The organism is Kocuria rhizosphaericola (assembly GCF_044462205.1).
In the GTDB taxonomy this organism is placed as follows: domain Bacteria; phylum Actinomycetota; class Actinomycetes; order Actinomycetales; family Micrococcaceae; genus Kocuria; species Kocuria rhizosphaericola.
Genome location: NZ_JBISWK010000002.1, coordinates 1 through 13265 on the forward strand (window position 1 = coordinate 1; position 13265 = coordinate 13265).

Sequence of the window (13265 nt, forward strand, 5' to 3'; positions counted from 1 at the left end):
CGCTTCTCGTGTGCGGGCGGCTCAGCGCAGGACGACCGTCCGGTTGCCGTGCAGGATGACCCGGCCCTCGCAGTGCCACTTCACCGCGTTGGACAGGGCCTTGCACTCGGTGTCCCGTCCCGCGGCCACGAGGTCCTCCGGGCCGTGGGTGTGGTCCACGTCCACGAGCTGCTGGGCGATGATCGGGCCCTCGTCCAGCTCGGCGTTGACGTAGTGCGCCGTGGCGCCCACGGTCTTCACCCCGCGCTCATAGGCCTGGTGGTACGGCTTGGCGCCCTTGAAGCTGGGCAGGAACGAGTGGTGGATGTTGATCACCCGCCCCTCCATCCGGGTGGCCAGCGAGTCGCTGAGCACCTGCATGTAGCGGGCCAGGACCACCAGCTCCACCTCGAAGCGGTCCACCAGCTCCAGCAGCCGGGACTCGGCCTGCGGCTTGGTGTCCGGGGTGACGGGCACGTGGAAGAACGGGATCCCGTGCCATTCCACCAGGCGCTGGTGGTCCCGGTGGTTGGAGACCACCGCGACGATGTCCACGGGCAGGTCCCCGGTCCGGGCCCGGAACAGCAGGTCGTTGAGGCAGTGGCCGAACTTGGAGACCATCACCAGGACCCGCCGCTTCGTCCCGTGCTCGTTGAGTTCCCAGCGCATGCCGAACTGCTCGACGACGGGCGCGAGGTCCTCGCGCAGGGAGTCCTGGTCCAGGGTCTCGCCGGTGGCGGAGGTGACGTGCACGCGCATGAAGAAGTGCCCGACCCGGCGGTCGTCGAACTGCGTGAGCTCCACGATCGTGCAGCCGTGGGCCAGGAGGACACCGCTGACCGCGTGCACGATCCCCGGTGCCTCCGGGCAGTCGAGGGTGAGCACCAGCTCGGTCGCAGCCCGTGCGCCGGCGACCGTCGCCGCCTGTGCTCGCTGCTGGTCAGCATTCGATGACATTGACGGCCAATCCACCACGGGAGGTCTCCTTGTACTTGATCTTCATGTCGTTGCCCGTCTCCCGCATGGTCTTGATGACCTGGTCGAGGGAGACCTTGTGCTCGCCGTCGCCCTGCATGGCCAGGCGGGCGGCGTTGACGGCCTTCGAGCTCGCGATGGCGTTGCGCTCGATGCACGGGATCTGCACCAGCCCGCCCACCGGGTCGCAGGTCAGGCCGAGGTTGTGCTCGATGCCGATCTCGGCGGCGTTCTCCACCTGTTCCGGGGACCCGCCGAGCACGGCGCAGAGTCCCGCGGCGGCCATGGAGCAGGCCGAGCCGACCTCGCCCTGACAGCCCATCTCCGCGCCGGAGATGGAGGCGTTCTCCTTGATCAGGATACCGACGGCGGCCGCCGTCAGCAGGAACTCCACCACGCCGTCCTCGTCCGCTCCCGCCACGAAGCGGGCGTAGAAGTGCAGCACGGCGGGGATGATGCCGGCCGCCCCGTTGGTCGGGGCCGTGACGATCCGCCCGCCCGAGGCGTTCTCCTCGTTGACCGCCAGGGCGTAGAGGTTGATCCACTCCATGGCGTGCAGGGCGTCGGGGACCGGCTGCCCGGTGGCGGCCGCGGCGGCGTCCACCTCGCGGAGGCGGGACCGCAGCGCCGGTGCCCGGCGGCGGACCTTGAGCCCGCCGGGCAGCGTGGCCTCGGTGCGGGTGCACCCGTTCTCCACGCACTCCTGCATGACGGCCCAGATGTGCAGCAGGCGCGTGCGCAGCTCGTCCTCGCTGCGCCAGGACAGCTCGTTGGCGAGCATGATCCCGGCGATCGACGTCCCCTCGCGCCGGCAGTGCTCCAGGAGCTGCCGGCCGGTGGTGAACGGGAAGGGCACCTCGGTGGTGTCCTGGACGATGCGGTCCGTCCCCTTCACGTCCCCGTCCACCACGAAGCCGCCGCCCACCGAGTAGAAGGTCCGCTCCCGCACCAGCTCGCCGTCGGCCCCGTAGGCGAAGAACGTCATGCCGTTGGGGTGGGCGGGCAGGGACTTGCGCCGGTGCATGACCACGTCCTTCGTCCGGTCGAAGGGGACCGGGTGGACCCCGGCCAGGCACAGCTGTCCCCGGTCCGTGCTGACCTGCACCTGCTCGTCGGCCGTGCCGGTGTCCACGGTCTCCGGGTCCTCGCCCTGCAGCCCCAGGATGACGGCCTTGTCCGAGCCGTGCCCGTGACCGGTGGCCCCGAGCGAGCCGAACAGCTCCGACCGGACCCTGGAGACCGCGTCGAGGAGGCCGTCGCCGGCCAGCCCCTCCGTGAACAGCCGGGCGGCCCGCATCGGCCCCACCGTGTGTGACGAGGAGGGGCCGATGCCGACGGAGAACAGGTCCAGCACGGACAGGGCCATCAGGGCACCTCGGGCGAGGCGAACTCCGTCATGGCGTCCAGCAGCCACCGGGCGGTGTACTCGGCGAAGGAGGCCCGCGGCAGGACGCGCCAGGTCAGCTCCGCGGTCCGCCACAGCAGCACGGGCACGGGTCCCAGGGTCGTGGAGACGGCGGTGCCGACCGCGAAGGCCCGCGGGTGCAGGTCCAAGTGGCAGCTCTTCTCGAGCACGGCGCGGGCCGAGGGCCCGGACAGCTCCAGCGTGGTGCGGTTGGCGGACAGGTCGACGGCCTGCCCGGGCTCGGTGCCCAGTGCCCGGGCCAGCCCGGCGGCGGTGCCGGCGTCGTCGGTGCCCGCCGCTCGGAGGTCGGTCCCCGCGGGGCCGACCTCCGCGGGCCCCGCGCCCTCGGGACCGACGAGCAGGAACTCGTCGGGGCCGATCCACAGGATCGCGGTGGCCCCGGCAGTGCCGGTGACCTGGCCGTGGCCGGCCGGCAGAGGCATCCCGGCGACGGCGGCGACCGCCTCGGCGGCCGGCGTGCCGGGCTCCACCCGGATCCCCACCATGGTCAGGAAGGGGATCTCGCGCAGGGCCACGCCCCGCTCACCGGCAACGGTGGCCTCCCGGATCGTCTCGTCCAGGTGGGCCAGCGGGCTGCGGCGCAGCCGGGTGGCGTCCGTCAGTACTTGTTCAGCCGTCACGGCGGGCTCCTTCGGGGTCGTAGAGGACGGGTTCTGCGATGACGACGTCCACGACCTGCCCGTCGAGCGGGGCCTGGAGCGTCTCACCGATGCGGTTGCGGCCGTTCTCGACCAGGGCGAGCCCGAAGGTCCGGTCCAGGGCGGCGCTGCGGTAGCTGGAGGTGACGTGACCGACCATCGGCACGGGTCCCTCCTCAGGGGTGATGGGGGTGCCGTGGTCGACCAGCTGGGCGCCCTCCGGCAACCGGAACGTCCGGTCCACCGGCAGGACCGCGACCAGCTGCTTGCGGTCGGGGCTCGTGGCGGACGGGCGGTCGTAGGAGCGCCTGCCGATGAAGTCCTTGGTCTTGGACACCACCCAGTCCATCCCCAGGTCCTGCGGGGTGACCGTGCCGTCGGTGTCCTGCCCCACGATGGGGAAGGCCTTCTCCGCGCGGAGCACGTGCATGGTCTCGGTGCCGTAGGGCGTGATGCCGAACTCGGCGCCGGCCTCCGCGACGGCCTCCCAGACGGACAGCCCGTACCAGGAGGACACGTTGAGCTCGAAGGCGAGCTCTCCGGAGAACGAGATCCGGCAGATCCGTGCGGGGACCCCGGAGGCCAGGACGGTCTCGCGGAAGGCCATGAACGGGAACGCCTCGTTGGACAGGTCCAGCTCGGGGGCGAGCTTCTCGACGACGGCCCGGGACTTCGGGCCGACGACGGCGACGGTGGTGTACTGCTCGGTGACGGAGGTGAACACCACGTCCAGCTCCGGCCACTCGGTCTGGGACCACTCCTCGAGCCAGTCCAGGACCTTGGCCGCACCACCGGTGGTGGTGGTCATGAAGTACCGGTCCTCGTCCAGGCGCAGGGTCACGCCGTCGTCGAAGACCATCCCGTCGGCGGTGCACATGACCCCGTAGCGGCCCATGCCGGGCTTGAGCTTCTTGAACGCGTTGGTGTAGACGCGGTTGAGGAACTCCCCGGCGTCCTTGCCCCGGATCTCGATCTTGCCCAGGGTGGTGGCGTCCATGAACCCCACGGACTCGCGGACGGCCGCGCACTCGCGCAGCACCGCCGCGTCCATGTCCTCTCCGGCCTGCGGGTAGTACCAGGGCCGCTTCCACTGCCCGACGTCCTCGAAGAGAGCTCCGTGGGCCACGTGCCAGGGGTGGACCGAGGTCAGCCGCACCGGGTCGAACAGGTCGCCGCGCCGCCGTCCGGCCAGGGCCTTGAAGGCCACCGGGGTGTAGGGGGCGCGGTACGTGGTGGTGCCGATGCCGCCGACGTCGGTGCTGTTCAGCGCCGCGGCGATGACACCGATGGCGTTGACGCCGGAGGTCTTGCCCTGGTCGTTGGCGGTGGAGATGGAGGTGTAGCGCTTGACGTGCTCGACGGACCGCATGCCGGCGCCGGTCGAGCGCAGCACCTCGGCGACGGTCTGGTCGCGCTGGAAGTCCACGAAGTGGTGGCTCCAGTCCGAAGGCTCCCCGTCGGGTCCCGGCACGAGCCACAGCGGCCGGACGGGCAGGGACTCCGTGCTCTCCGCGTGCGGGGTCTCGGGCTGGGCCTCGAAGCCGGCCCGGCGGGTGGCCTCGGCGCCGGCGAGGGCGCCCTCGGTGAGACACCACGCCAGGTCGGTGGTGCCGTTGACCGAGCCCGCGGTGTGCTGGTCCCGCACCGTGGCGCCCGGCACGAACGCCGCGAGGCGCTCGTCCCAGGTCAGCTTCCCCTGCCGCTGGCTGTGCAGGTGGACGACCGGGGTCCACCCGCCCGAGACGGCGAGCAGATCCGTGTCCACGGTCGTGGTGGGGCCGGTCAGCCTGTCGTCCTCGTCGATCCCGCTGATCGTGACGGCGCTGATCCGCCCGTGCTCGCCGTCGCCGGCGGTGTCCACCACGGCGCTGCCGGTGAACAGGCGCACTCCGGTGCTCGCGGCGATGTCGGCGGCCCGGCCGTGGACCTCCGGCCGCGAGTCGACGACGGCCGCGACGCGGATCCCGGCGGCGGCGAGGTCGGCCACGAGATCGTAGGCGGAGTCGTTCGTGGTGGCCACGACCACCGACGTGCCGGCGGCCACGGCGTAGCGGTTGAGGTAGGTGCGCACCGCGCCGGCGAGCATGATGCCGGGGCGGTCGTTGTTGGCGAACACGACCGGCCGCTCGTGCGCACCGGTGGCGAGCACGATCTGCTTCGCCCGCACATGCCAGATCCGCTCCCGCGACACCCCGGCGCCGGGGGCCTCGGACAGGTGGCCGGTGCGCCGCTGGACGGCGACGACGTAGTTGCTGTCGTAGTTGCCGAAAGCAGTGGTGCGGTGCAGGACCGTGGTCTCCGGGGCGGCCTCGAGGGCGGCGAGGGTCTCGGCCACCCAGGTGCGGGCGGGCAGGCCGTCGACGACCTCGTCGCGGCCCGACAGCAAGGAACCGCCGGCCTGCGGCTGCTCGTCCATGAGGATGACCCGGGCCCCGGTGCGGGCGGCCTCGCGGGCCGCGGCCAGCCCGGCGGGACCGGCGCCGACGACGAGGACGTCGGTGTGCACGTGCTTGTGGTCGTAGACGGCCTCGTCCTGGCGGGGGTCGAGCTGTCCGAGCCCGCGCAGGTAGGACGCCTGCAGCCCGTCGGTCAGCTCCACGGTGGTGGCCGGGAGCATGGACTCGTCGACGTCGGCCGCGGTGCGCGCGGCGACCTTGACCAGGGCGTTGGGCTCCTCCACGCCGGCGGACATGATCCCGCGCGGCCGTCCCAGGTACGTCGAGTCGCCGCAGTGGATGCGTCCCGCGGCGAGCAGGGCCGAGGCCAGGGTGTCACCGGCGTACCCGGTGTGCTCCTGACCGTCGACGGTGAAGCGCACCGGCGTGGTGCGGTCGATGCTGCCGGTCGCACTCTGCTGCGCCGGCAGGCGGTGGGTCTGAGCGCTCACTTGACGCCTCCGATCTCGGGCTTGGGGTCGCCGATCCTGTAGACGGCCTTGATCTCATAGGTCACGGTGTCGCGGACGACGTTGAACCAGCGGCGGCAGCCGACGGCGTGGGCCCACCGCTCCGCGATCAGACCCTTGGGGTTGCTGCGGTAGAAGAGGTACTCCGCCCACTCCTTGTCGGAGAGCCGGCTCGGGTCCTCGGGATAGGGCACGTGGGCCTCACCGCCGTACTGGTACTCGGTCTCGTCGCGCGGCCCGCAGTTGGGGCACTCGATCAGCAGCATGGTGTTCCGGCCTCCTAGTGGGCCACGGCGGCGGCGCCGTGCTCGTCGATGAGGACCCCGGTCTCGAACCGCTCCAGGGCGAAGGGCTCGTTGAGGGGGTGGGGCTCGTCGTTGGCGATGGTGTGGGCGAAGGAGTAGCCGGCGCCGGGGGTTCCCTTGAACCCGCCGGTTCCCCAGCCGCAGTTGACGTACATCTGGTCCACGGGCGTCTTGGAGACGATCGGCGAGGCGTCCAGGGTGACGTCGACGATGCCGCCCCACGTGCGCAGGACGTGGGCGCGGGCGAAGATCGGGAAGAGCTCCACCGCCGCCGCCATCTGGTCCTCGATGACGTGGAAGGCGCCCCGCTGGCCGTAGCCGTTGTAGGCGTCCACGCCGGCGCCCATGACCAGCTCGCCCTTGTGGGCCTGGGAGACGTAGACGTGCACGTGGTTGGACATCACCACGGTCGGGTGCACGGGCTCGTGCAGCTCCGAGACCAGGGCCTGCAGCGGGTGGGACTGGATCGGCAGCCGGAACCCGGCGAGCTCCGCCAGGACGGAGCTGTGCCCGGCGCCGCAGAGTCCGACCTTGCCTGCGTTGATCCGCCCGCGGCTGGTCTCCACCCCCACCACCCGGTCGCCGTCCTTGATGAAGCCGGTGACCTCGCAGTTCTGGATGATGTCCACGCCCATCTCGTCGCACTTGCGGGCGAAGGCCCAGGCGACGTGGTCGTGCTTGGCGATGCCCGCGCGCGGCTGGTAGGTCGCTCCCATCACCGGGTAGCGGATGTCGTCCCCGATGTTGATGATCGGGCACAGCTCCTTGACCTGCTCCGGGCTGATCCACTCCGCGTCGATGCCGTTGAGCTTGTTCGCGTTGACCCGGCGCACGGACTCGCGGACGTCGCCCAGGGTGTGGGCCAGGTTCATCACCCCGCGCTGGGAGAAGAGGAAGTCGTACTCCAGCTCCTCGGGCAGGATCTCCCAGAGCTTCAGGGAGTGCTCGTACATCGCCGCGGACTCGTCCCACAGGTAGTTGGAGCGGATGATCGTGGTGTTCCGCGCCATGTTCCCGCCGGCCAGCCAGCCCCGCTCCAGCACGGCGATGTTGGTCATGCCGTGGTTCTTGGCCAGGTAGTAGGCGGTCGCGAGCCCGTGACCGCCGCCGCCGACGATCACTGCGTCGTAGGAGGACTTCGGGTCCGGGTTGTGCCACAGGAAGTCCGGGTGCTCCGGCAGCAGATCAGCCATCAGAGGGCTCCGTTCAGGACGGGAGTGGACAGGTTCGGGTAGAGCGGGAACCGCTCGGCCAGAGCCGTGACGCGGTCGCGCAGAGCGCTCAGGTCCGCCTCCGGGGCGGCGATGAGGGCTTCGGCGATGATGTCGGCGACCTCGGTGAACTCGGCGGCGCCGAAGCCCCGGGTGGCCAGGGCCGGGGTGCCGATGCGCAGCCCGGAGGAGACCATCGGCGGGCGCGGGTCGAAGGGCACAGCGTTGCGGTTGACCGTGATGCCCACGCGGTGCAGACGGTCCTCGGCCTGCTGGCCGTCCAGTTCGCAGTGGCGCAGGTCCACGAGCACCAGGTGCACGTCGGTGCCGCCGCTGACCAGGGTGATCCCGCCGGCCATGACGTCGGGGGACAGCAGCCGGGTGGCCAGGATCCGTGCGCCCTCCAGGGTGCGGGCCTGCCGGTCGGCGAACTCCTCGGTCGCGGCGTACTTGAAGGCCACGGCCTTGGCCGCGATCACGTGCTCGAGCGGGCCGCCCTGCTGGCCCGGGAAGACGGCGGAGTTGATCTTCTTCGCCAGCTCCTGCTTGGACAGGATCACCCCGCCGCGCGGTCCCCCGAGGGTCTTGTGGGTCGTGGAGGTGACCACGTCGGCGTGGGGCACGGGGTTGGGGTGCAGTCCGGCGGCGACCAGTCCGGCGAAGTGGGCCATGTCCACCATCAGGTAGGCCCCGACCTCGTCGGCGATGCGGCGGAACTCGGCGAAGTCCAGCTGCCGGGTGTAGGCCGACCAGCCGGCGACGATGAGCCTGGGCCGGTGCTCGAGGGCGAGGCGCTCGACCTCGGCCATGTCGATGCGGTGGTCGTCCTCGGAGACGCCGTAGGCGGCGACCTTGTAGAGCTTGCCGGAGAAGTTGAGCTTCATCCCGTGGGTGAGGTGCCCGCCGTGGGCGAGGTTCAGTCCCAGGATGGTGTCCCCCGGGTCCAGCAGAGCCGACATGGCGGCGGCGTTGGCCTGGGCCCCGGAGTGCGGCTGGACGTTGGCGGCCTCGGCGCCGAACAGCGCCTTGAGACGGTCGATCGCCAGCTGCTCGACCACGTCGACGTGCTCGCAGCCGCCGTAGTACCGCCGGCCGGGGTAGCCCTCGGCGTACTTGTTGGTCAGCACCGAGCCCTGGGCCTCCATCACCGACAGGGGAGCGAAGTTCTCCGAGGCGATCATCTCCAGCGTGGACTGCTGGCGGACCAGCTCCTGATCGATGGCCGCCGCGATCTCGGGGTCGGCTTCGGCCAGATGGGTGTTCAGATCGGGCATCCCTGGGCTCCTCAACGTGTCGCTTTCAACGGCTGATACGAGTTTGATATATCAGCTGTGCTTCAACGGTATGCTAGGGGTGCCGGGGTGTCAACGGATGACGCCACGCCTCCGGCGACCGCAGGAGCGGTCCCGATCCGTGGGTCCTGATCCAGGAGGGAAGTCATGAGCGCCACCCCCATCACCGAGTACCGTCCAGAGGTCCCCGTGTCGCTGGCCGATCTGGCCTACGGGCTGCTGCGCGACCGCCTGACCATGCTCGAGATCCGTCCGGGCGCCATGATCCACGACGCGCACCTGGCTTCCGAGATGGGCATCGGCCGGACCCCGATCCGGGAGGCGCTCAAGCGGCTGGAGACCGACCACCTGGTGGTCTCCTATCCCCGGAGGGGGACGTTCGCCACGCAGGTGGACATCACGGCACTGTCCGACGTCTCCGAGCTCCGGCGGCACCTCGAACCGCTCGCCGCGCACAAGGCCGCGCTCTCCGCGCCTCCGCCCGTGCGGCAGCAGATGCACGACCTGGTCCGCACTCTCGAGGAGCTCGCCGGCGGGAACCCGACGAACCGGGCCTTCATGCGCGCGGACCTCGAGGTGCACCGCCTGATCTACCGGGCCTCGGGCAACGACCACCTCGAGGAGACGCTGGTGCGGCTGGACAACCTCGCCACCCGCATCTGGTGCCTCGTGCTGGACCGGGTGCCCACGGTCTCCGGGCACGTGCGCGAGCACGTGCAGCTGCTGGAGGCGATCACCGCCGGTCGCGCCGACGAAGCCGCGGACCTCGCCCTCGACCACGTCACCAGCTTCGAACGGACCATGCGGATCGTGCTGTGAACCGGTCCGGCGGCTGCGGGTCCCTCCGCCGCGGTGACGGTCCCGACAGTCCGACGCCGTGCTGCGAGCACGTACCAGTCCGCATCTGCTGGTATATGACGCTACGGTAGGAGAAAGGCCCTCCCGCGAAGAGTCCGCCGCCCGCGGTGGCTTCCCGACGCCAACGGAAAGTGCACACCACGTCATGTCCATCACGCCTCTCCACGACCAGGACGAGCCGCTCTCCCTGGCCGATCGGGCGTTCCTGCAGCTGCAGGACCGGCTGATCTTCCTGGACATCCCCCCGGGAGCCCCCCTCAACGAGGGCCGTCTCTCGCAGGAGCTGCAGCTCGGACGGACCCCGTTGCGGGAGGCGCTCAAACGGCTCGAGTCCGAACGCCTGGTGGTCACGTACTCCCGTCGCGGGACGTTCGCCACCACCGTGGACATCACCGCGCTGTCGGAGATCTCGCAGGTGCGTGAGGTGCTGGAGCCCCTCGCTGCCCGGCTGGCGGCCGAACGACGCGGCGGGGACTCCCGGTCCCAGCTGGAGGCACTGCGCGATCGGCTGGCGAGTCCGGGGAACGAACGGCTGCCCAAGGACGAGGCGCTGCGCTGGGACGTGCGCATCCACCGGGCGATCTACGCGGCTGCCGGCAACTCCCATCTGCAGGTCACGCTGGAGCGCTACAGCAACCTGGCCACCCGCATCTGGTGCGTGGTGGCCGACCGCATTCCCGAGCTGCAGGAGCACATCACCGTCCACAGCGCCCTGCTGACGGCTGTCCTGGCGGGCGACGCCGAGGAGGCCGGCACGATCATGCTCCAGCACGTCCAGGACTTCGAGACCCAGATCCGTCAGGTGCTCTGACTCCCACGGGGACCGCACGGCGTCGCAGGCGGCGCCGGGACGAGCGCACCCCGGCGGACGCGTGTCCTGTCGGCCCACCTCGTCCCGGCGCCGGGCCGGCGTCCGGCGGTCAGGACGGGGCGCCCGTCGCGAGCGTCCGGGTGGCGGACAGCTCCTCGCCGAGTCGCAGCGCCGCCTGTGTGGTGTGCAGCAGGAGAAGAGCAGTCGTCACCGTGCCCACGCCTCCGGGGACCGGCGTGAGGGCCGAGGCGACCTCGGCCGTCGACAGGGGCTCCACGTCGCCGACGAGATCACCGTTGTCGAGGACGTTGGTGCCGACGTCGATCACCACCGCACCGGCCCGGACGTGGTCACCGGTGAGCAGGCCGGGTCGTCCGACCGCCGCGACGACGACCTCCGCCTCGGACGTGTACCGCTCGAGCGGCCGGGAGCGGGAGTGGCAGACGGTGACGGTGGCGTCGCGCTGGAGCAGGAGCTGCAGCAGCGGCTTGCCGACGACCGCCGAGCGACCCACCACCGAGACGTGCCGGCCGGCGAGGGGCACCTCGTAGTGCTCGAGGATCTCCACCACCGCCCGAGCCGTCGCGGGGGCGAACGCGCGCTGCCCCACCGTCAGCCGCCCGAGGCTGAGGGGATTGGCCCCGTCGACGTCCTTGGCCGCGCTGATCCGGGCCACCAGCTCGTCCACGGCCACTCCCTGCGGCAGGGGCGTCTGCAGGATGATCCCGTGGACGTCCTCGTCCTCGCTGAGCAGCGTGAGCGTCGAGGCGATCTCGTCCTCGCCGGCGTCGGCCCCGAGGTCGACGACCGTGCAGCGCACGCCCGCCTTGTCCGCGGCCCGTGCGATGGAGCGGACGTACCACAGGGTCGCCTCGTTGTCGGTGGCCACGACGACGGCCAGTCCGGGGACCACTCCCCGTTGGGCCAGCGTGGTGACGTTGCCGTCGGTCTCGGCCCGCAGCCGTTGTGCGACGGGGGCCCCGGTCAGCCGGCGCGCGGTCATGCCATCACCTTCTCCCGCACGCGGTCGGTCACGGCCTGGGCCGCCAGGAGGGCGTCGTGGCCGTCCTGGAGCTCGCCCGTGAACTGCGCCCGGGTCGTCTCGTCCGTGATCGCGCTGATGTTCATGTCCAGCGTGATCAGGGCTGTGGCGATGGCGGCCCGGGCCGCCTCGGAGGCGGCGGCCACGTCGCTGATCACATTGGGGTTGCTGAACTCGGCCAGCTCCCGGCCCAGGTCGATGACCTCCGTCGCCAGGCCGATCAGCGCCCGCGGCGGTGCGGCCGCCGCGATCGTGGCCTGCTGGACGGCCTGGGAACGGGCGGCACGGTCCTCCTCCGAGGCCGAGGGCAGGCGGTAGGCGGCGATCACGGCCGCGAAGGCCTTCTCGTCGTCGTCGGCCAGCTGCAGTGCCTCCGGGATGATGTCGTCGGCGCGGGCGGCGATCCGCAGGGACTGGTCCTCGTGCTGGGCGTACCGCGCGCCGGTGGTGTAGCGCGCCACCATGGCGATCAGGGCAGCCCCCTGGGCGGCGTGCAGCGCTGCGGCCGCGCCGCCCCCGGGCGTGGGTTCCCGGGACGCCAACCGCTCCAGGTAGTCGTTGAGGGTCTCCGAACCGATCATGATCTGTTGCCTCCGATGGGCGTTGACGGGTGTCGGTGGGCGTCGACGACGCCTGCCGAGGTGGGACTGGACTGCGGCCCCGACCCCGGTGGCGAAGCAGGATCGGGGCCGCAGGTCTGGTGGAGACGGTGCCGCGGGATGAAGGAGCTCAGCCGCGCGGTCGCGTCGTCTCCGGGTTGCGGGGGCGGTCGCCGTGCCGGGGAAGCCCGTGCGGGAGCGCCCGGGCCGACGGCTGGGGCCGCACGGCTCAGCGGAAGACGACGGTGCTGGAACCCTCCAGGAGCACGCGGTGCTCGCAGTGCCAGCGGACCGCGCGGGAGAGGGCCAGGGCTTCGGCGTCCTGTCCCACGGTGGACAGGGCCCGCGGGTCGTGGGTGTGGTCCACCCGGATGACCTCCTGCTCGATGATCGGCCCCTCGTCCAGGTCGGCCGTGACGTAGTGAGCGGTGGCGCCGACCAGCTTCACGCCCCGCTCGTAGGCCTGGTGGTAGGGACGGGCCCCCTTGAAGCCCGGCAGGAAGGAGTGGTGGATGTTGATGGCCCGCCCCGCCAGCGCGCGGCACAGGTCGTCGGAGAGGATCTGCATGTAGCGCGCCAGCACCACGAGGTCGATGTCGTGCTCCTCGACCAGGTCCAGCAGCCGCTGCTCCGACTCCGCCTTGGTGTCCGGCGAGACGGGGATGTGGATGTAGGGCAGGCCCGCGGCCTCGGCCATGGGGCGGAGATCCTCGTGGTTGGAGACCACCAGGGCGATCTCCCCGCCGAGACCACCGGCCCGCCACCGGAAGATCAGGTCGTTGAGGCAGTGGCCGCCCTTGGAGACCATGACCAGCAGCCGGGGCGGCGTCTGGTCGTGGAGGTGGTAGCGCATGCCGAACCGGTCGGCGATGGGTGCGAAGTCCGTCTCCATCGTCTCGAGGCGCAGCTCGTCCGGACCGGTGAAGGCGGTGCGCAGGTGGACGACGCCGTGCACGGAGTCGTCGAACTGCTGGTGCTCCTTGATGTTGGCCCCGTGGGCGAGGAGGAACTCCGTGACGGCGTGGACGATCCCCACCTGGTCCCGGCAGGTGAGGGTGAGCACGAACTGGGACGGTGCGTGCCGGGGGGTCGCCTCCGCGGGGGCGACGGCCGGTTGCACGGTGGAGGAAAGGGTGTCTACGACGGTCATGGAAGGCTCCTGCATGGGTGGCAACTACTGGGTGTGACTGACGTGCCGGTGGACCGTCCGGCCGGCCCGGCGCC

The 13265-nt window shown here is 71.3% G+C and carries 12 protein-coding genes; 2 read left to right on the plus strand and 10 right to left on the minus strand.

What is annotated here, in order from left to right; translation table 11 throughout:
* Nucleotides 1-21 precede the first annotated feature (21 nt).
* From purU (ACH9D2_RS00070) to glyA, 7 genes are read right to left on the minus strand one after another with little or no spacing between them, the layout of a single operon-like run.
* The gene (purU, locus tag ACH9D2_RS00070) at nucleotides 22-936 is read right to left on the minus strand and encodes a formyltetrahydrofolate deformylase (RefSeq protein WP_396360667.1); all 915 of its coding nucleotides are present in this window, start codon (nucleotides 934-936) and stop codon (nucleotides 22-24) included.
* Nucleotides 920-2320, minus strand: coding sequence for an L-serine ammonia-lyase (locus tag ACH9D2_RS00075; protein ID WP_396360668.1), 1401 nt, complete (start codon nucleotides 2318-2320; stop codon nucleotides 920-922). The genes purU (ACH9D2_RS00070) and ACH9D2_RS00075 overlap by 17 nt, the downstream gene beginning before the upstream one ends.
* Nucleotides 2320-3000, minus strand: coding sequence for a sarcosine oxidase subunit gamma (locus tag ACH9D2_RS00080; RefSeq protein WP_396360669.1), 681 nt, complete (start codon nucleotides 2998-3000; stop codon nucleotides 2320-2322). The genes ACH9D2_RS00075 and ACH9D2_RS00080 overlap by 1 nt, the downstream gene beginning before the upstream one ends.
* A complete protein-coding gene (locus tag ACH9D2_RS00085; protein ID WP_396360670.1) occupies nucleotides 2990-5905 on the minus strand; it encodes a sarcosine oxidase subunit alpha family protein in 2916 nt (971 codons plus the stop codon). The genes ACH9D2_RS00080 and ACH9D2_RS00085 overlap by 11 nt, the downstream gene beginning before the upstream one ends.
* Nucleotides 5902-6189 (minus strand): sarcosine oxidase subunit delta, encoded by a 288-nt coding sequence (locus tag ACH9D2_RS00090; RefSeq protein ID WP_396360671.1) that lies wholly within the window; start codon nucleotides 6187-6189, stop codon nucleotides 5902-5904. Before ACH9D2_RS00090 ends, ACH9D2_RS00085 begins: the two co-directional genes overlap by 4 nt.
* A 14-nt stretch (nucleotides 6190-6203) precedes the next feature.
* Complete coding sequence (locus ACH9D2_RS00095) at nucleotides 6204-7421, minus strand: sarcosine oxidase subunit beta family protein (protein WP_380213209.1); 1218 nt, start codon at nucleotides 7419-7421, stop codon at nucleotides 6204-6206.
* Nucleotides 7421-8713 carry a serine hydroxymethyltransferase gene (glyA, locus tag ACH9D2_RS00100; protein ID WP_396360672.1) on the minus strand — a complete coding sequence of 431 codons (1293 nt, stop codon included), beginning with the start codon at nucleotides 8711-8713 and terminating at the stop codon, nucleotides 7421-7423. Before glyA ends, ACH9D2_RS00095 begins: the two co-directional genes overlap by 1 nt.
* Nucleotides 8714-8878: 165 nt before the next feature.
* On the opposite strand from glyA, the gene ACH9D2_RS00105 reads away from it, so the two are divergent.
* Both ACH9D2_RS00105 and ACH9D2_RS00110 read left to right on the plus strand, forming a co-directional pair.
* Complete coding sequence (locus ACH9D2_RS00105; protein ID WP_396360674.1) at nucleotides 8879-9550, plus strand: GntR family transcriptional regulator; 672 nt, start codon at nucleotides 8879-8881, stop codon at nucleotides 9548-9550.
* Nucleotides 9551-9734: 184 nt separating this feature from the next.
* Nucleotides 9735-10400 (plus strand): GntR family transcriptional regulator, encoded by a 666-nt coding sequence (locus tag ACH9D2_RS00110; protein WP_396360675.1) that lies wholly within the window; start codon nucleotides 9735-9737, stop codon nucleotides 10398-10400.
* Nucleotides 10401-10509: 109 nt separating this feature from the next.
* Here the strand turns inward: ACH9D2_RS00110 and ACH9D2_RS00115 are convergent, their stop codons facing one another.
* From ACH9D2_RS00115 to purU (ACH9D2_RS00125), 3 genes are all read right to left on the minus strand, one after another.
* On the minus strand, nucleotides 10510-11403 hold the full coding sequence (locus ACH9D2_RS00115; protein ID WP_396360676.1) for a bifunctional 5,10-methylenetetrahydrofolate dehydrogenase/5,10-methenyltetrahydrofolate cyclohydrolase: 894 nt from the start codon (nucleotides 11401-11403) through the stop codon (nucleotides 10510-10512).
* Complete coding sequence (locus ACH9D2_RS00120) at nucleotides 11400-12023, minus strand: cyclodeaminase/cyclohydrolase family protein (protein ID WP_396360677.1); 624 nt, start codon at nucleotides 12021-12023, stop codon at nucleotides 11400-11402. Before ACH9D2_RS00120 ends, ACH9D2_RS00115 begins: the two co-directional genes overlap by 4 nt.
* 247 nt (nucleotides 12024-12270) lie before the next feature.
* Nucleotides 12271-13191 (minus strand): formyltetrahydrofolate deformylase, encoded by a 921-nt coding sequence (gene purU / locus ACH9D2_RS00125; RefSeq protein WP_396360678.1) that lies wholly within the window; start codon nucleotides 13189-13191, stop codon nucleotides 12271-12273.
* Nucleotides 13192-13265 lie beyond the last annotated feature (74 nt).